Source organism: Kitasatospora sp. NPDC001539 (genome assembly GCF_040298565.1).
GTDB lineage: Bacteria > Actinomycetota > Actinomycetes > Streptomycetales > Streptomycetaceae > Kitasatospora.
Genome location: NZ_JBEPAK010000058.1, coordinates 1 through 18,148, shown reverse-complemented (window position 1 = coordinate 18,148; position 18,148 = coordinate 1). Strand labels below are relative to the sequence as shown.

General features: G+C 74.8%; 12 protein-coding genes. 2 read left to right on the top strand and 10 right to left on the bottom strand.

The genetic code is table 11. The features are described 5' to 3' along the window. Window positions 1–258: 258 nt before the first annotated feature. The 7 genes from ABT247_RS12400 to pyrG all read right to left on the bottom strand — a co-directional run bounded on the left by ABT247_RS12400 (window position 259) and on the right by pyrG (window position 9,687). A complete protein-coding gene (locus ABT247_RS12400) occupies window positions 259–1,299 on the bottom strand; it encodes a segregation and condensation protein A (RefSeq protein ID WP_350741737.1) in 1,041 nt (346 codons plus the stop codon). Between the two features lie 209 nt (window positions 1,300–1,508). Continuing rightward, complete coding sequence (locus ABT247_RS12395) at window positions 1,509–2,102, bottom strand: hypothetical protein (RefSeq protein WP_350741735.1); 594 nt, start codon at window positions 2,100–2,102, stop codon at window positions 1,509–1,511. Continuing rightward, complete coding sequence (locus tag ABT247_RS12390; RefSeq protein WP_030245868.1) at window positions 2,099–3,166, bottom strand: ParA family protein; 1,068 nt, start codon at window positions 3,164–3,166, stop codon at window positions 2,099–2,101. The genes ABT247_RS12395 and ABT247_RS12390 overlap by 4 nt, the downstream gene beginning before the upstream one ends. 425 nt (window positions 3,167–3,591) lie before the next feature. Beyond that, window positions 3,592–4,707 carry an alanine dehydrogenase gene (gene ald / locus ABT247_RS12385; protein WP_350741731.1) on the bottom strand — a complete coding sequence of 372 codons (1,116 nt, stop codon included), beginning with the start codon at window positions 4,705–4,707 and terminating at the stop codon, window positions 3,592–3,594. A 261-nt stretch (window positions 4,708–4,968) separates the two neighbouring features. Further along, window positions 4,969–7,014, bottom strand: a complete 2,046-nt coding sequence (locus ABT247_RS12380) for a tetratricopeptide repeat protein (RefSeq protein ID WP_350741729.1) — start codon at window positions 7,012–7,014, stop codon at window positions 4,969–4,971. A 241-nt stretch (window positions 7,015–7,255) separates the two neighbouring features. After that, a complete protein-coding gene (locus ABT247_RS12375) occupies window positions 7,256–7,903 on the bottom strand; it encodes an NUDIX domain-containing protein (RefSeq protein WP_350741727.1) in 648 nt (215 codons plus the stop codon). 104 nt (window positions 7,904–8,007) lie between these two features. Continuing rightward, window positions 8,008–9,687: a CTP synthase gene (gene pyrG / locus ABT247_RS12370; protein ID WP_502892438.1), complete on the bottom strand. Its 1,680-nt coding sequence runs from the start codon at window positions 9,685–9,687 to the stop codon at window positions 8,008–8,010. Window positions 9,688–10,406: 719 nt separating this feature from the next. Between pyrG and ABT247_RS12365 the strand changes: the two genes are divergently transcribed. Continuing rightward, complete coding sequence (locus tag ABT247_RS12365; protein ID WP_350741725.1) at window positions 10,407–12,404, top strand: glycoside hydrolase family 15 protein; 1,998 nt, start codon at window positions 10,407–10,409, stop codon at window positions 12,402–12,404. A gap of 48 nt (window positions 12,405–12,452) precedes the next feature. On the opposite strand, the gene ABT247_RS12360 is transcribed toward ABT247_RS12365, so the two are convergent. The 3 genes from ABT247_RS12360 to yczE form a co-directional block, all read right to left on the bottom strand. Further along, entirely contained in the window at window positions 12,453–13,619 is a 1,167-nt protein-coding gene (locus ABT247_RS12360; protein WP_350741723.1) for a glycosyltransferase family 4 protein, read from the bottom strand. Window positions 13,620–13,843: 224 nt separating this feature from the next. Beyond that, window positions 13,844–15,577, bottom strand: a complete 1,734-nt coding sequence (gene recN, locus ABT247_RS12355; RefSeq protein WP_350741759.1) for a DNA repair protein RecN — start codon at window positions 15,575–15,577, stop codon at window positions 13,844–13,846. Between the two features lie 88 nt (window positions 15,578–15,665). After that, window positions 15,666–16,316, bottom strand: a complete 651-nt coding sequence (gene yczE / locus ABT247_RS12350) for a membrane protein YczE (RefSeq protein WP_350741757.1) — start codon at window positions 16,314–16,316, stop codon at window positions 15,666–15,668. Window positions 16,317–16,629: 313 nt separating this feature from the next. On the opposite strand from yczE, the gene yczR reads away from it, so the two are divergent. Beyond that, window positions 16,630–18,102, top strand: coding sequence for a MocR-like transcription factor YczR (yczR, locus tag ABT247_RS12345; protein WP_350741721.1), 1,473 nt, complete (start codon window positions 16,630–16,632; stop codon window positions 18,100–18,102). Window positions 18,103–18,148 lie beyond the last annotated feature (46 nt).

The window sequence follows — 18,148 nt, the reverse complement described above, 5'->3', positions numbered from 1 at the left end:
GGCCCGCCGACTCCGCCGGCTCTGCTTGCTCCGCGGGCACCGCCGGTTCCGCGGGCGCCCGGGGACCGGCCGGCTCGTCCGGCACGTCGGACGTCGGCCCGGCCGACTTCTGGTGCACCACCCGCGCCCCGGGGTCCGCCGCCGGCGCCACGGGCTCGGGCAGCAGCTCGAAGGCCGGTTCCAGCCACTCCTGCACCCTCGGCTGCCCGGGCAGGCCGAGCGGGCGGCGCACCGGCCGTCCGCCGTCGTTCCCGGCACTCATCGCCGCCGGTCCTCCTTCGCCTCGTCCGCGGCCCCGTCCGGGGGCCGGTCGAACTCGTCCGTCACCTCGACCGCGCCGCGGCCCTCCTCGGCCACCCAGCGCACCCGCAGTTCCCCGAGCGCCTCCGGCTGCTCGAAGGCCAGCACCCGCTCGCGGTACAGCTCCAGCAGGGCCAGGAAGCGGGCGACCACCACCAGGGTGTCCGGCGCGTCCGCGACCAACTGCTGGAAGGAGGCCTCCCCCAGCCCGGTGAGCAGGTCGACCACCAGAGCCGCCTGCTCGCGCACGCTGACCGGCGGGGTGTGGATGTGGTCCACGTAGACGACGGGCGCGGGCTTGGGCTCCATCGCCTTGGCGGCGAGCCGGGCCAGCCCCTCGGGCCCGACGGTGATCACCACCTCGGGCAGCAGCTCCGCGTGCCGCGGTTCCAGCCCGACGGTCCGCGGCCGCCTGAGCAGCTCGGCGGCCCACCGCTCGCCGAACACCGCCGCCGCCCGCTTGTACGCCCGGTACTGCAGCAGCCGCGCGAACAGCAGGTCCCGCGCCTCCAGCAGCGCGAGGTCCTCCTCGTCCTCGACCTCGGCCGCGGGCAGCAGCCGGGCCGCCTTGAGGTCCAGCAGGGTGGCGGCCACCACGAGGAACTCGGTCGCCGCGTCCAGGTCCCAGTCCGGCCCCATCGCGCGGATGTGCGCCACGAACTCGTCCGTCACCGTGGCCAGCGCCACCTCGGTGACGTCCAGCTTGTGCCTGGCGATCAGGCTGAGCAGCAGGTCGAAGGGGCCCTCGAAGTTCTCCAGCCGGACGTGGAAACCCCCACGGCGCTCGTCCTCGCCCGGGTCCACGGCGCTGCTCGGCTCCACGCCCCGGGTCGGCTCGACGGCGCTGCTCGGGTCCGCGGCAGTGGCCGGCGCCACGACGCTGCTCGGCTCCACGGCGGTGGTCGGCGCCACGACGCTGCTCGGCTCCACGGCGGTGGTCGGCTCCGCGGCGCTGGTCGGGTTCGCGGCGCTGGTGGCCGGTTGGGCGGTGCTCGGCATGACGGTCCATCTTCACCCGCCCCGACCGCAGGGCCCGCCCCGGGGCCCGCCGACACGCCGTCCGACGGCACGGTCCCCGGCCGTCGGCGCCCGACACCCGGCGCCCTGAAGCCCCGGCCTCCGCTGTCCGGATCCGCTGCCCTACAGCCGCAGCCCGACAGCCGCAGCCCGACAGCCGCAGCCCGCCACCCGGTGCCCGGAGGACGGCCCTACCGGCCGCGCAGCCGCCGGACCAGGATCGAGGCCTCGCCGCGCTGCTCCAGGTCCGCCAGGACCACCGCGATGGCCTCCCGGACGATCCGCCCGCGGTCCACGGCCAGGCCGTGCTCGCCGCGCAGCACCAGCCGGGTGTGCTCGAGGTCCATGAGCTCCTCGGCGGACACGTACACGGTGATCTTCTCGTCGTGCCGCTCGCGTCCGCTCGGTCGGCGCGGCGCGCGCCCCCGCGGCCGGGCGCGCCCGGCGGCACCGGCCTGCTCCTCGGCGGCACCCGCGTGCGTCCGGCCGGCCGGGGCTCCCCGGGTGGCGGACACGCCGTTGGCGGCCGCTCCGGCGCCCTGGTCCCCGGCGGCCCGCTGCACGGGCGGCTGCGCGGGCGACGGCACCGCGGCGGCCGACTGCTGCTCCTGCGGCGCCTGCCGGTCGTCCTGGGCACCGTGGGCGCCCTCGGCGCCGTCCGTGCCGTTGACGGTCCGCGCGGTCTCCGGTCTGGATGCCTCGGCGGCCGGACGCGGCGCGAGGGACGGCGACAACGCCATCCCGCCGGTGGTCCGGAACAGCTCGTCGGCACCCGGGAGACTCACTCGGCGGGGCGGCACCGGTCGAGCACCTCCCTGGCGAGCTGGCGGTAGGCGGCGGCCCCGACCGAGTTGGTGGCGTACGTGGTGATGGGCTCGCCGGCGACGGTGGTCTCCGGGAAGCGCACGGTCCGCCCGATGACGGTGTGGAAGACGTGCTCGCCGAACGCCTCGACGACCCGCGCCAGCACCTCACGGCTGTGCACGGTGCGCGAGTCGTACATGGTCGCGAGGATGCCGTCCAGGCGCAGCTCGGGGTTGAGCCGCTCGCACACCTTCTCGATCGTCTCGGTCAGCAGCGCGACACCGCGCAGCGCGAAGAACTCGCACTCCAGCGGCACGATCACGCTGTGAGCGGCCGTCAGCGCATTGACCGTCAGCAGCCCGAGCGAGGGCTGGCAGTCGATGATGACGTAGTCGTAGTCGGGCAGCAGCGGCTTCAGGGCGCGCGCCAGCGCGGACTCCCGGGCCACCTCGCTGACCAGCTGCACCTCGGCGGCGGAGAGGTCGATGTTGGAGGGCAGCAGGTCCATGCCGGGGACGGCGGTCTTCAGCAGCACCTCATCGGCCGTCAGGCCCCGCTCCATGAGCAGGTTGTAGACGGTGACGTCCAGCTCCATGGGGTTGACGCCGAGGCCGACCGAGAGAGCGCCCTGCGGGTCGAAGTCGACGAGCAGCACCCGGCGGCCGTACTCGGCCAGCGCCGCGCCCAGGTTGATGGTCGACGTGGTCTTGCCGACGCCGCCCTTCTGGTTGCACATGGCGATGATCTGGGCGGGGCCGTGCTCGGCGACCGGCGCGGGGATCGGGAAGTACGGCAGTGGACGGCCGGTCGGGCCGACCCGCTCGCGGCGCTGGCGCGCGGCGTCGGGGGCCAGGGTGGCGGCGTACTCCGGGTCCGGCTCGTACTCGGCGTCCGGGTCGTCGTAGGCGCCGTAGGCGAACTCGCCGTAGGCCAGGCCGTAGGCCGCCAAGTCGGCGTCGTGATCGGTCACCGTGGTCACCTGCGCTGTGTTCTGGCGTGCTTCGAAAGTGCGGAGTGCGACCGAGCCGACCTCGGCCGAGCCCACGGAGGGCTGCCGGGCCCCGGGCTCCTCACTCGGCTGGCCGGCGGTGTGCTCCGCCAGTCCTGGCTGACCACCCCCGGGAGCAATTGTCGACTCATTCACAAGTCGTCTTACCTCCTTGGGCATCCAGGACTCTATGTCGATTCGTCAGCGTGGCAGCATGCCGACGGTTTGCGACTCTAGGCCGTTCAAGGCGTTCGCAGCAACACAATCCACGGTAGTGGGCCCGATGTGTCGACTATCGGGCGGGCTGCTGTCAAGGGATGAGCGGGCCCATGACCCTAACGTTTCTGCGGTCGGGTGACCCGACCCGCGGGAATTGACGACAGAGCGACCCGACCGGTCCGCGGGCCGTTCGCGGGCACGGCGAAGCCCCCGACCCGAAGGAATCGGGTCGGGGGCGAACGACCGCCGTGCGGTCAGGGAGATCAGGCGAGCACGCTGTCCAGCGTGACCGACTCCAGGCCGAAGGCGTCGGCCACGGCCGGGAAGGTGATCTGGCCCTCGTGCACGTTGAGGCCCTTGGCGAGCGCCGGGTCACGGCGCAGCGCCTCCTTCCACCCGCGGTTCGCCAGCTCGATGACGTACGGCAGGGTGGCGTTGGTCAGCGCGTAGGTGGAGGTGTTCGGGACGGCGCCCGGCATGTTAGCCACGCAGTAGAAGACCGAGTTGTGGACCTGGAAGGTCGGGTCGTCGTGCGTGGTCGGGTGCGAGTCCTCGAAGCAGCCGCCCTGGTCGATGGCGATGTCGACGAGCACGGAGCCCGGCTTCATCCGGGAGACCAGCTCGTTGGTGACCAGCTTCGGGGCCTTGGCGCCCGGGATCAGCACCGCGCCGATGACCAGGTCGGCGTCCAGGACGGCCTTCTCCAGCTCGAAGGAGTTGGACATGATGGCCTTGATCTTCGTGCCGAAGATGCGGTCGGCCTCGCGCAGCTTGTTGATGTCGCGGTCGAGCAGGGTCACGTCGTAGCCCATGCCGATGGCGATGGTGGCCGCGTGCCAACCGGAGACGCCACCGCCGATGACGACGGCCTTGGCCGGGTGGGTGCCGGGCACGCCGCCGGGCAGCACGCCGCGGCCGCCGGCCGGGCGCATCAGGTGGTACGAGCCGACCTGCGGGGCCAGCCGGCCCGCGACCTCGGACATCGGGGCGAGCAGCGGCAGCGCGCCGTTGGCCAGCTGCACGGTCTCGTACGCGATGGCGGTGGTGCCCGAGGCGATCAGCGCGTCGGTGCCGGCACGGTCGGCCGCCAGGTGCAGGTACGTGAAGAGGGTCTGCCCCTTGCGCAGCCGGTGGTACTCGGAGGCGATGGGCTCCTTGACCTTCAGCAGCAGGTCGGCGGTGGCCCACACCTCGTCGGCGGTGGGGAGGATGGTGGCGCCGGCGGCCACGTACTCCTCGTTGGGGATCGAGGAGCCGAGACCGGCGTTGTCCTCGATGTAGACCTCGTGTCCGTTGCGGACCAGCTCATGCACGCCGGCGGGCGTGATGGCCACGCGGTACTCGTGGTTCTTGACCTCGCGGGGGATGCCGACCTTCACGGCTAAACACGTCCTCTTGCCATGGGGGTCCCGACCGGAGAAGACCGGTGGGCGACGCGCACGTGGGGAAGCCTCCGGGCAGCCCGGGGCAGGGGATCGCTGCGCGACTGAGTTCGAGTGTAATGAAGCCCAGGCGGCGTGTCAGCCTTCCAAATCGAATAATTTCGCCGAACACATTGGCAGGTTCGTAGGCTACCACCGGCTACTACCTGCCATAGGCGTGACAACCGGGCACTTCCGACGATACCTCCGAAAGCGCCGTCACCACCCGGCGTCGACACGTTCCCGCAGGTCTGCGAGGGCCGCCCCGACGGCCTCCCGCCCCTGGTCGTCGCCGATCCGGCGCAGCACCGCCAGCGCGGCCCGGTACTCCCGGTCGGCCTCCTCGAAGCGGCGCTGCGCGGTGTGCGCCTCGGCGAGCCGGGTCAGCAGCCGGGCCTCCGCCGCCTGGTCGCCCAGCGACTGCCGCAGGCCGAGCGCCCGCCCGTACCAGTCGGCGGCGCGCACCGCGTCGCCGAGCGCCCGGTGGCAGCCGGCCGCACCCTCCAGGGCCCGGGCGCAGAGCGGCTCGTCCCCGGCCGTGCGGGCGTGCTCCAGGGCGGCCCGGTAGTGGGTCGCGGCCTGCTCCCACCGGCCCGCCGCGGCCTGGAGGTCGCCCAGGTTGAGCAGCGCGGCCGAGGCCCGGCGGGGGCGGCCGTGCCGCTCGGCCACGGTGAGCACCAGCTCGTGCAGCCGGTAGAGGTCGGTGGGGGCGGCGGCGCCGGTCAGCGGCAGCGACCGCAGCAGCGCGGTGACCAGCCGCCCGGCCGAGCCGTCCAGGTCGCCCTGGCCGATCGCGTCGGCCACCGCGCCGAGCAGCAGCTCGCGCTCGCCGAGCAGCCAGTCGCGGGCGTGCGCGGCGGAGTCCAGCCGCAGGGCGGCCGGCAGCGGCTCGGGCGCCGGGCCGCCGGACGGGTCGAGCAGCGCGCGGGCCGACTCGGTGAGCCGGACCAGCCGCTCCAGCAGCCGGGCCCGGGCGAGCTCGGTCTCGGCGGCCCGGTCCTCCCGCTCGCGCAGCCGGACCAGCCTCGGGTAGAGCCGGCCGGGCACCCGGTAGCGCGGGGTGCCGTCGGCGGCCGGCGCCTCCTCGCCGAGCAGCTCCCGCTCGGCGAGCGCGGCCAGCGTCGCGGCGGCCTCCGGGGCCGGGCAGCCGACCAGCGCGGAGGCGGTCCGCGGGTCGGCGGTCTGCGCCGGGGCCAGGGTCAGGGTGCGCAGCATCCGCGCCTGGGCGGCCGGCAGGGTGCGGTAGACCAGGGTGAAGGCGCCGACCAGCGGGTCGTTGTCGGGGACGGGCACCGGCTCGGCCGGCTCCGGCCCCGGCTTGACCCAGGTGGAGGGGTCGCCGGCCGGCTCGGGCGCGGCGGCGGCCTCCGCGCCCTGGCCCTCGGCCGGCTGCCGCGGGTCCTCCTTCGCCACGGCGCCCTCGCCCCCGGACCTGCCCCTGGCGGCCTTGGCGGCCTTGCCGGTCCGGCCGGCCCTGCCCGCCTTGCCGCCGCCCGCGGCCGCGGACTCCTCGCCGACCACCCGGTTCAGTTCCCGCGCCGCGTCCGTGACCGCGGTCTTCGGGTTGGCGCGCAGCCACCCGGCCATCAGCCGCAGGGCGGCCGGGCGGGCCGCGCAGGCCTCGGCCAGATCGGCCCCGCCGACCGGGTCGCAGGAGATCCGGGTGCCGCCGACCAGGTCGGCCAGCAGTTCGCCGGAGGCCTGCCGGTCCAGCCCGCCGAGGATCACCGGGTCGATGTCCTCGATCCCGGTGAGCGGCCCCGCCGTGGTGGCGAGGACCAGGCAGCCGGGTTCGTCGGCCAGCAGCGGCCACACCTGTCCGGCGTCCCGCACGTCGTCCAGCACCAGCAGGACCCGCAGCCCGGCGAGCGCCTCCCGCAGCGCGGTGCAGCCCGGTTCGTCGCGCCCGTCCTCCACGATCCCGGGCAGCGGCACGGCCGCCTGCGGATCGAGCTGCTCCAGCAGCACCCTGGCCGCCCGGCCCGGCGGCACCCTGCCGCCGTCGGGGGCGGACAGCCGCGCGAACAGCACGCCGTCCGGGTAGTCGGCCGCGACGGTACGGGCGAAGCGGACGGCGAGGGCGGTCCGACCGGAGCCGGGGCGCCCGGCCACCACCAGCACCGGGCAGCGGCCGCTCACCGGACGGGCCGCGGCGGCCCGCAGCGCGGCGAGCTCTGCGCGCCGTCCGACGAACAGCGCGGGCCCGGCCGGCAGCCGCTCCAGACCGGGGACGGCACCGACCCGCGCGTCGGTGCCGGGATCCATCGTCGCCGTCTTCCTCGCCACCCGTGCCACTCCCGACGTCTTCCCGCGCCCGGCGTCCGGCTGCTCAGGGGCCGGCGCTCGGCGGAGGCCGGCCCGGCACGGGCGCCCTCCCTGCGAAGCGTAGTTCGACCGCCGGGCTCGATTGAGGTGACATCCGGTCGTACGAACCGGCAAATCACCCCAAGGCATCAAGCCGGGTCGTTCGTCCACGCCTCGGAGGGGTTTTCCCGCCGCTGTTCGCTCACGCCTCGAACGGGCGGGCCGGCCACGGCGAGTCCGGTCGGCGCAGCGCGTCCAGGCCGTCCGGACCGGTGAGCGCGGCGTGCACGGCGAGGGTGCCGATGACCAGGGTCGGGTTGTGCAGCCGCCCGGCCTGGATCAGCCGGATCAGCTCGGGCACCGGGACCCAGGCGACCTCGATCTCCTGCTCCTCGCCCTCGGCCTCGTAGCGCTCGCCCTCGGCCGCCGACAGGTCGGTGGCCAGGAACATCCGCAGCGCCTCGTCGGTGCCGCCCGGGGACGTGTAGTAGTCGACGAGGATCCGCCAGGTGTCGGCCTTGCAGTGGGCCTCCTCGAACAGCTCCCGCTGCGCGGCGCGCCAGGGGTTCTCGCCGGGCACGTCGAGCAGGCCGGCCGGCAGCTCCCACAGCCGCTGGCGGACCGGGTGGCGGTACTGGCGCAGGATCAGCACCCGCTGCCGGTCGTCCAGCGCGAGCACCGACACCGAGCCGGGGTGGGTCTGGTAGTCGCGGCGGGCCCAGCTGCCGTCGGGCATCCGGACCTCCTCGCTGCGCACCCCGGTGACCTTGCCCTGGAACGGCGTCGCGCTGCCGCGGACCTCCCACTCCTCGGCCGTGTCGGTGATCACCAGGTCGCTCTGCTCGTCCATCGCTCTCCCCTTTTCGTCAGTACGACACAATCTAACGCCGAACGGCGGCCCCGCGGGAATGGCGGGACCGCCGTCCGGTGAACGACCGGGGCCGAGGAGAGGAACTACTCGGAGACGCCGGTCTTGATCTCGATGGCGGCCTTGACCAGGCCCGCGAACAGCGGGTGCGGACGGGTCGGGCGCGACTTCAGCTCCGGGTGGGCCTGGGTGGCCACCAGGTACGGGTGCACCTCGCGCGGGTACTCGACGTACTCGACCAGGTCGCCCTTGGGCGAGAGGCCGGAGAACTGCAGACCGGTCTTCTCCAGGTCGGCGCGGTACGCGTTGTTGACCTCGTAGCGGTGGCGGTGGCGCTCCTCGACGTACTGCTCGCCGCCGTAGACCTCGCGCACGATCGAGCCCTCGGCGAGCTTGGCCGGGTACAGGCCCAGCCGCATGGTGCCGCCCAGGTCGCCCTTGCCGTCGACGATCGCCAGCTGCTCGGCCATGGTGGAGACGACCGGGTGCTTGGCGGCGGGGTCGAACTCGGTGGAGTTGGCCTCGGGCAGGCCGGCCAGGTTGCGGGCCGCCTCGATGACCACGCACTGCAGGCCCAGGCACAGGCCGAGCAGCGGGACCTTGTTCTCGCGGGCGAAGGTGATCGCGCCGACCTTGCCGTTGACGCCGCGGTCGCCGAAGCCGCCGGGGATGCAGATCGCGTCCACGTCGCCGAGCTGGGCCCGGGCGCCCTCGGGGGTCTCGCAGTCGTCCGAGGTGACCCACTTGATCTCGACCCGGGCGTTGTTGGCGAAGCCGCCGGCGCGCAGCGCCTCGGTCACCGACAGGTAGGCGTCCGGCAGGTCGATGTACTTGCCGACCAGGGCGACCTTGACGATGTGCTGCGGCTCGTGGACGCGGCGCAGCAGGTCGTCCCAGGTGGTCCAGTCGACGTCGCGGAACGGCAGGTCGAGGCGGCGCACCACGTAGGCGTCCAGGCCCTCGCCGTGCAGCACCTTCGGGATGTCGTAGATCGACTTGGCGTCGATGGCCGCGACCACGGCCTCCTCGTCCACGTCGCACATCAGCGAGATCTTGCGCTTGATCGCCTGCGGGACCTCGCGGTCGGCGCGCAGCACGATGGCGTCCGGCTGGATGCCGATGTTGCGCAGCGCGGCGACGGAGTGCTGGGTGGGCTTGGTCTTGAGCTCGCCCGAGGGGCCGATGTACGGCAGCAGGGAGACGTGCACGAAGAACACGTTGTCCCGGCCGACCTCGTGGCGGACCTGGCGGACGGCCTCCAGGAACGGCAGCGACTCGATGTCGCCGACGGTGCCGCCGACCTCGGTGATCACCACGTCGACGTCCTCGGTCGCCATCCGGCGGATCCGGGACTTGATCTCGTTGGTGATGTGCGGGATGACCTGGACGGTGTCGCCCAGGTACTCGCCGCGGCGCTCCTTGGCGATGACGGTCGAGTACACCTGGCCGGTGGTGACGTTCGCCGAGCCGTGCAGGTTGGTGTCCAGGAACCGCTCGTAGTGGCCGATGTCCAGGTCCGTCTCGGCGCCGTCGTCGGTGACGAAGACCTCGCCGTGCTGGAACGGGTTCATGGTGCCCGGGTCCACGTTGAGGTACGGGTCGAGCTTCTGCATCGTCACGCGCAGGCCGCGGGCCTTGAGGAGCGCGCCGAGGCTGGAGGCGGTGAGGCCCTTGCCGAGCGAAGAGGCGACACCCCCGGTGACGAAGAGGTGCTTGGTCGTCACGGCGCGGCCGTTCGCTGCCTTGCCGGAATGGGGCTGTGCCAAGAGGGGGCTCCCGTGGGTCGCGTGTCGAAGGTGACGTGGGCGGGAGGCTCTCGGCTCGCCGGGCGACGGGAGGCCGGCTCTGTGCTCGGCTCTCGAAGGGTCGTCGGTTCGGCTGGTCCGGGGCGTTTGATCCCGCCGGTCCACGGGATACCAGGGTATCAGTGACCCGGCCGGGACGCCGTTCGGCCCGCGCCCGGCGCTCCGGGAGCGTGCGCCCCGCGCACCACCGGCGCATCATGCGCCGCAGGAGTCACACCGGTCGCGCCACCCGGCCGGACCGGGCCAGGCGCAGGCCTCCGTCCGGGCCATGCCGGCCCCTCCGTTACGGCCACCCGGAGGTGATCCTTCCGTGCCATCCTGCGCCCGGCCACCGCGATGCACGGCATTTCCGCCGAATTGCGGCGCCACACGAGGCTGCGTCCGCGTGCTTCGCCCCTTTCGTCCGTCGTAAGCTGCACGGACGCATCGCGACAGCACGAGCACGCGGAGGGCGTGGGAGGGTCAGGGACACTCCCGGTCCCCGATGCGCGACCGGACCTCCCCGTTTCCAGCTCCCCCCACCCACCTCAGGGGCTCCACCGAGCCCCGCGCGGACACTCCAGCAAGGCCCGCCACCACCCCCCGGCGGACCGGACGTCCCGGGGTGGACCCCCGGCCCCGCAGACCGCTCGCTCCCCCGTTCGCCGATGCCCTGACCACATTGCGAACTGGAGATCCACGTGGCCGGCCGTATCGAGGACTACGCACTCATCGGGGACATGCAGACCGCTGCCCTGGTCAGCAGGGACGGGGCGGTGGACTGGCTCTGCCTTCCCCGCTTCGACTCGCCGGCCGTGTTCGCCGGCCTGCTGGGCACCGATGAACACGGCTTCTGGCGGATCGGCCCGGCCGAAGCCGTCCTGACCGAGGTCCCCGCGCCCGCCGCCACCGCCACCACCCCCGCGGGCCGGGTCCGCATCGCCACCCCCGCCGACCTGCGCGTGCCCCCGCCCACCGCCGCCGCCCCCGCCGTGCCCGCCGACCGGCGCCGCTACCGCGGCGACTCGCTGATCCTGGAGCAGGAGTGGGACGCCCAGGGCGGCACCGTCCGGGTGATCGACTTCATGCCGCCGCGCCCGCTGGCCGGCAAGGACGCCGTTCCCCAGGTGATCCGGATCGTCGAGGGCGTGGCCGGCACCGTGCGGATGCGCTCGGCGCTGCGGATGCGCTTCTCCTACGGCCGCATCGTCCCCTGGGTGCACCGGATCGAGCAGGCCGACGGCACCCACCGCACCGTCGCCATGGCCGGCCCCGACTCGGTCTGGCTGGACGGCGACTCCGAGACCTACGGCCGCGACCTCACCACCTACGCCGACTTCACCGTCGAAGCCGGCGAGCGGATCGCCTTCGCCCTCACCTGGCAGGCCTCCCACCTCGACCCGCCGGCCGTCCCGGACGCCGAGGCGATGCTCGACGCCACCGCCGACTTCTGGCACGAGTGGGCCGACCAGTGCACCTACCAGGGCCCCTACCGCGAGGCCGTGGTCCGCTCGCTGATCACCCTCAAGGGCCTCACCTACGCCCCCACCGGCGGCATCGTCGCCGCCCCCACCACCTCCCTGCCCGAGGACATCGGCGGCGAGCGCAACTGGGACTACCGCTACACCTGGCTGCGCGACGCCGCGATCACCCTCTCCTCGCTGCTGCGCACCGGCTACCGCGAGGAGGCCAAGGCCTGGCGCGAGTGGCTGCTGCGGGCCGTCGCCGGCGACCCGGAGAACCTGCAGATCATGTACGGCATCGCCGGCGAGCGCGAACTCACCGAGTCCTCGCTCGACTGGCTGCCCGGCTACGAGGGCTCCCAGCCCGTCCGCATCGGCAACGGCGCCGCCGGGCAGCTCCAGCTCGACGTCTACGGCGAGGTGGTCGAGGCGCTCCACCTCGCCCACATGACCGGCCTGGTCCGCAACGACCACGCCCACCACCTCCAGCTGCGCCTGATCGAGTACCTGGAGGACCACTGGCAGAACCCGGACGAGGGCATCTGGGAGGTCCGCGGCCCGCGCCGGCACTTCGTCCACTCCAAGGTGATGGCCTGGGTCGCCGTCGACCGCACCATCAAGCTGCTGGAGCAGACCCCCGAGGACGCCCCCGCCGACGGCCACCTGGAGCGCTGGCGCGAACTGCGCGACACCATCCACCGGGACGTCTGCGACAAGGGCTACGACCCGGAGCGCAACACCTTCACCCAGTACTACGGCAGCCAGGAGCTGGACGCCTCGCTGCTGCTCATCCCGCAGGTCGGCTTCCTGCCGCCGGACGACAAGCGCGTGATCGGCACCATCGAGGCGATCCAGCGCGAGCTGTCCACCGAGGACGGCTTCGTGCTGCGCTACCCGACGCACGACGAGTCCGGCAACAACGTCGACGGCCTCTCCGGCCACGAGGGCGCCTTCCTGGCCTGCTCCTTCTGGCTGGCCGACGACCTCGCCATGATCGGCCGGGTGCAGGAGGCCCGCGAGCTGTTCGACCGGCTGCTGTCGCTGCGCAACGACCTCGGCCTGCTCGCCGAGGAGTGGGACCCGCGGCTCAAGCGCCAGGTCGGCAACTTCCCGCAGGCCTTCAGCCACGTGCCGCTGATCGACACCGCCCTGCGGCTGACCGCCTCCGGCGCCGCCTACCTGTCGGCCCAGCCGGACGGCCGGGCCGCCGACCGGGTCGAGCAGGCCACCGTCTAGGACGCGGCCCGGCTCCGCCGCACGCCCCGGCCCCGCCGCACGAGCTCGTCAGCCCCGCTGCACGAGCTCGTCGTAGGTGCTGAGCACCTGAGCCACGGTGGCGGCCTCGTCCGGCCAGGTCTCGGCCTGCTGCCGGCCGGCCGCCACCAGCTCCTCGCGGCGGGCGGGGTCGGTCAGCAGGTCGCGCACCGCCCGGCCGATCGCCGCCGGATCGCCCGGGGGCACCAGCGCGGCGGCGTCGCCGACCAGTTCGGGGATGCCGCCGACGGCGGTCGCCACCACCGGCACACCGGCCCGCATCGCCTCCTGGACCACCAGCGAGCGGGCCTCCCAGCGGCTGGGGACCACCACCACGTCGGCGGCGGCCAGCAGGTCGGGCACGTCGGTGCGGTAGCCGAGCAGGCGCACCGGCAGCTTCTCGGCGGTCACTCTCTCGCGCAGCGGGGCCGCCTCCGGGCCGTCCCCGGCGAGCAGCACCAGCGGCTCCGGGTCGAGCGAGGACAGCTCGCGGGTGGCGTCCAGCAGCAGCCCGAAGGCCTTCTGCGGGACGAGCCGGCCCACCGCCAGCACCAGCGGCCGGTCCGGGCCGTCGCCGAGCAGCGCGGCCCGCGCCTCGGGGCGGCCGAGCCGGCCCTCCGGCATCGGCGGGGCGGCCACCGGGCCCAGCCGGGCGTCGGTGGCGCCGAGTTCCCGGGCCCGGGCGACCAGGTCCGAGGAGGCACCGAGGACCAGGTCGGCGGCACGGGCCACCCGGCGCTCCATCAGCCGCTGCAGCCGGCGCTCCATGCCGGTGGCCAGCAGCGCGTGGTGCGAGGTGACCACCAGCGGCGTCTCCGGGCGCAGGCCCGGGAAGCGGCCCGCGGTGCGCAGCGCGAGGTCCGAGAGCAGCCCGGCGCGCAGCCCGTGGGCGTGCACCACGTCGGCGGCGGTGAAGGCCCGGCGCAGCTCGCCGATCGCGGTGGCGTCGCTGCGGGCGCCCGCCGTGGGCGTGATGTCGACGGTGTGGAACCGGGCGCCGGTGCGGGAGAAGCCGTACAGCGCGTCGGTGCCGGCCGGCGCGCAGACGGTGACGATCACGCCGTGCGCGACCAGGCCCTGGGCCAGGGAGCGCACGTGCGCACCGATGCCGCCGGTGCTGGCGGCCAGGACGAGGACCACGCGCAGCTGCCCCGGTTCCGGGGCGGCCGCGGTGGCCCGGGCGGCGGAATGGTCCACGTCGTCTCGCTCCGACTCGATCAGGTTCGCGTGCCGCCTCGCGAGGGTTGCCCGCCCGGCGGCGCTCGGGACTGGAAAGCCAGTGTCCAGCCGCCACCATGCCAGGTCGGCGGCCCTCTTGGACAGTCGGCGCCGCCGGGGCGCGTCGTCCTGCCGCGAGGTCCGCCGGACCCGGTGGAGGGGCCGGCTCGGGGTCGGTCCGGCGGGTCCTCGCCGGACGGTTCCTAGGGCTGGCGGGGGGCGCGGGCGGTGGCCAGCAGCTCCTCGGCGTGGGCGCGGCCCAGCTCCGAGTCCTCCAGGCCGGCCAGCATCCGGGAGAGTTCGCGCACCCGCTCCTCGTCGTTCAGCACCTTGACGCCGGAGCGGGTCACGGTGCCGTCGTGGGTCTTCTCCACCACCAGGTGCCGGTCCGCGAAGGCGGCGACCTGCGGGAGGTGGGTCACCACCACGACCTGCGCGCTCTCGGCGAGTTTCGCCAGCCGGCGGCCGATCTCGACGGCGGCCTTGCCGCCGACGCCCGCGTCGACCTCGTCGAACAGGTAGGTGGGGACGGGGTCGGCCCCGGCGAATACGACCTCGACGGCGAGCATCACCCGGGACAGCTCACCCCCGGAGGCACCCTTGGCGATCGGGCGCGGCTGGGCGCCCGGGTGCGGGGCGAGCAGCACCTCGACCTCGTCCACGCCATGCGGGCCGTACGCGACGGTACGGCCGTCCACCTCGATCCCGGCCAGGTCCTCGACCTGGGTGATCGAGAAGGTCACCCGGGCGTGCGGCATGGCCAGCTCGGCGAGTTCGGCGGAGACGGCCTCGGCGAAGCGCCCCGCGGCGGCCTGCCGGGCGGCCGACACCTCGGCCGCCAGCTCCGCCAACTCGGCCCGCAGCTCGGTCTCCTGGGCACCGAGCTGGTCGATCCGGTCGTCATCGCCGTCGAGTTCGGCGAGCCGGGCGGCCCCGGCCTCGGCCCAGGCGATCACCTCGGCGAGGGTGCCCTCCTCACCGCCGTACTTGCGCAGCAGCTGGGCCAGCACGGCCCGGCGCTCCTCGACCGCCGCCAGCCGCACCGGGTCGGCGTCCAGGTCGTCGGCGTAGCCGGCCAGGTCCCCGGCCACGTCGGCGAGCAGGTAGCCGACCTCGTTCAGCCGGTCCGCGAGGCCGGCGAGCCGCTCGTCGTGCTGGCGCACGGCGTCCAGGGCCCGGCGGGACTGCGCGAGCAGGGTGCCCGCGTCCAGCGCCTCCGGGTCGGCCGGGTCGCCGGCCAGGGCGGCGTGGGCGAGGGTCGCGGCGGAGGACAGCGCGTCGGCGTGGCCGAGCCGCTCGGCCTCGGCGGCCAGCTCGACGTCCTCCCCGGCCACCGGCTCGGCTGCGGCGATCTCGTCCAGGCCGAAGCGCAGCAGGTCGGCCTCCTGGGCGCGCTCGCGGGCCCGGGTGGTCAGCTCCTCCAGGGTGGCCGAGACCTCGCGCAGGGCGCGGTAGGTCTCCCGGTAGCGGGCCAGCGGCTCGGCCACCGCCTCGCCCGCGTAGCGGTCCAACGCACCGCGCTGCCGGGCGGGGCGCAGCAGCCGCTGCTGGTCGGTCTGCCCGTGCACCGCGATCAGGTCCTCGCCGAGCTCGGAGAGCAGTCCGACCGGCACGGCCCGTCCGCCGACGTACGCCCGGGAGCGGCCCTCGGCGGAGACGGTCCGGCTGATCAGCAGGGCTCCGTCGTCCAGTTCCGCCCCGGCCTCGACGGCGCGGGCCGCCACCGGGGAGTCCGCGGGCAGCTCCAGTCGGCCCTCCACGACGGCGCGTGCGGAGCCGTTGCGCACCAGGCCCGGGTCGGCGCGGCCGCCGAGCAGCAGGCCGAGGCTGGTCACGACCATGGTCTTGCCGGCGCCGGTCTCACCGGTCACGGCGGTGAAGCCGGGGGCCAGCTCGACCACCGCGTCGTCGATGACCCCAAGATCCCGTATCCGCATCTCGTCCAACACGGAGACGACCTTACGAGGTTCCGCCCCCGGAGCGCGACGAGCGGCAACGACGCGCGGCAACTCCGTGCCCGGAAGTTCATCCCTTCCGGGGCGTTTGCACCGCGGTGTCCGGGGCGGCGGGGGCGGTCTCCGGGGCCGCGGGCGCGGTGCACCAGCGCAGGAACAGCTGCACCAGCGGGCCGATGGCCAGCGCGTACGCGACCGTCCCGACCCCGGCGGTGCCGCCCAGCAGGACGCCCGCCACCAGCACCGTGACCTCGATCCCGGTGCGGACCAGCCGCAGCGAGCGCCCGGTGCGCCGGTGCAGGCCGGTCATCAGGCCGTCGCGCGGGCCGGGCCCGAAGCGGGCGCCGATGTAGAGGCCGGAGGCCAGGCCGTTCAGCACGATCGCGCCGGCCATCAGCGCGATCCGGGCGGGCAGGCCCTGCGGGGCGCCGACCAGCTTCAGGGTGAGGTCCATGGCCGCGCCGATCATCAGCACGTTGGCGACGGTGCCCAGGCCCGGGCGCTGGCGCAGCGGGATCCACAGCAGCAGCACCAGGGCCCCGCAGATGGTCACCCAGGCACCCACGGTGAGGCCGAGGACCCGCTGGAGGCCCTGGTGGAAGACGTCCCACGGGTCCAGGCCCAGGCCGGAGCGGAGCATCAGCGCCATGCTCGCGCCGTACAGGCCCAGGCCGGCGAAGAGCTGCGGGAGCCGGCGGCCCAGCGCGTGGGTGTCGCCCAGGACGCGGACGAGCGGGCCGGAGCCGGCCGTGGCGGTCCGGGTGGTCGCGGTGGTCCGGGTGGTCGCGGTGGTCCGGGTGGTCGAGGTGGTCGGGGTGGTCCGGGTGGTCGAGGGCCGGGCGGCCGGGGTCGACGTGACCGGGGCCGGGGCGGTCGAGGGGGTGGCGTCGGTGGTGGCCAATGGTGCTCCTGCGGGTGGTGCCGCACCCCGGGGCGGCCCCGGCGGTGGCGGCTCGACGGCCGCCCTGACATGATGAACCGGCCAATGAGGCCCCCAACAGGGCCAATCCCGAGCAACTGGACTGATCAGCGCCATGGCCGACTGGCACACCACCGTCACCCCGCCCGCACTGGCCCGGCTGCTCGCCACCGCCCGGCTCCCCGAGCCGGCCACCGCGCGCCGCCCCGCCTACCGCACCCTGGCCGGGCAGATCCGGCTCCTGGTGACCGAGGGCCGGCTGCCGGTCGGCGCCCGACTGCCCGCCGAACGCGAACTCGCCTCCGCCCTCGACCTCAGCCGCACCACCGTCGCGACCGCGTACGAGACCCTGCGCGGCGACGGCTACCTGCTCAGCCGCCGCGGCTCCGGCAGCTGGACCGCCCTGCCCGAGGGCGCCCCGCCACCCAGCGACGCCCTGCACCCCGTCCCGCCGGACGAGCAGGGCAGCATCCTGGACCTCGGCGTCGCCGCCCTGCCCGCCCCGCAGCCCTGGCTCGGCCGGGCCGCCGCCCGGGCCGTCGAGCTGCTCCCCCACTACGCCACCGGACACGGCCACTACCCGACCGGCGTCCCCGTGCTGCGCGAGGCCGTCGCCCGCCGCTACACCGAGCGCGGACTGCCCACCACCCCCGACCAGATCCTCGTCACCACCGGCGCGATGGGCGGCCTGCACCTCGTCCAGCGCGTCCTGATCGGCCGCGGCGACCGGGTCGCCGTCGAGGCCCCCAGCTACGCCCACACCCTGCAGGCCCTGCGCCTCAGCGGGGCGCGCCTGGTGCCGGTGCCCTACGCCCCGCCGCCGTTCCGCCGGGAGCCGGCGGAACAGGCGGGGCCGCAGGACCCGGAGGAGCCGCAGTGGGACCTGGGTGAGTGGCGGCGGGTGCTGCGGGGAGCCGCGCCGAAGGCCGCCTACGTCATCCCGGACTTCCACAACCCGACCGGCGCGCTGATCGGCGAGCAGCAGCGCCGTGAGCTGCTGGCCGCTGCCCGGGCCGCCGGGAGCATCGTGCTGGCGGACGAGACCACCGCCGAACTCGGCTGGGGCGTACCGGAGTCCACGCCGCTGCCACGCCCGATGGCGGCACTGGACCGCTCCGCCCAGGTGGTCACCGTCGGCTCGGCCGGCAAGCTGCTCTGGGGCGGCCTGCGGATCGGCTGGGTACGGGCCGCTCCCGCGCTCGTCCGGCGACTGGCCACCGAGCGGGTCTACAGCGACGTCGGCACCCCGGTGCTCGACCAGCTGATCGCCGCCGAGCTGCTGAACGAACCCCTGCCGGCCGTCCGCACGCACCAGCTGGACCGGCTGCGGGCCACCGCGCACGCCTTCGCCGCCGCCCTGCCCGAGCACCTGCCCCGCTGGCGCTTCCGGATGCCGCCCGGCGGCCTGGCCCTGTGGGTGTCCACCGACGGGCTGTCCGGGGCCGCGCTCGCCCAGGCCGGGGAGCGTGCCGGGATCCGGATCGCCTCCGGCAACCGGTTCGGTTCGGACGGCGCCTTCGAGCACCACATCCGGCTGCCTACGGGCGGGGCGACGGCCCGGGGCCGGGCGGCGACGGCTGGCGGGTGATCGAGGCGATGCCCTTCTCCTCCGCCCGCAAGTGGAGCGGCGTGCA

What these genes read in the sequence shown, in the direction of transcription:
- yczR (WP_350741721.1), top strand. Translation starts at nt 16,630, where the DNA reads ATGGCCGACTGGCACACCACCGTCACCCCGCCCGCACTGGCCCGGCTG.
- ABT247_RS12400 (WP_350741737.1), bottom strand. Translation starts at nt 1,299, where the DNA reads ATGCCGAGCACCGCCCAACCGGCCACCAGCGCCGCGAACCCGACCAGC.
- recN (WP_350741759.1), bottom strand. Translation starts at nt 15,577, where the DNA reads ATGCGGATACGGGATCTTGGGGTCATCGACGACGCGGTGGTCGAGCTG.
- ABT247_RS12375 (WP_350741727.1), bottom strand. Translation starts at nt 7,903, where the DNA reads ATGGACGAGCAGAGCGACCTGGTGATCACCGACACGGCCGAGGAGTGG.
- ABT247_RS12380 (WP_350741729.1), bottom strand. Translation starts at nt 7,014, where the DNA reads ATGGATCCCGGCACCGACGCGCGGGTCGGTGCCGTCCCCGGTCTGGAG.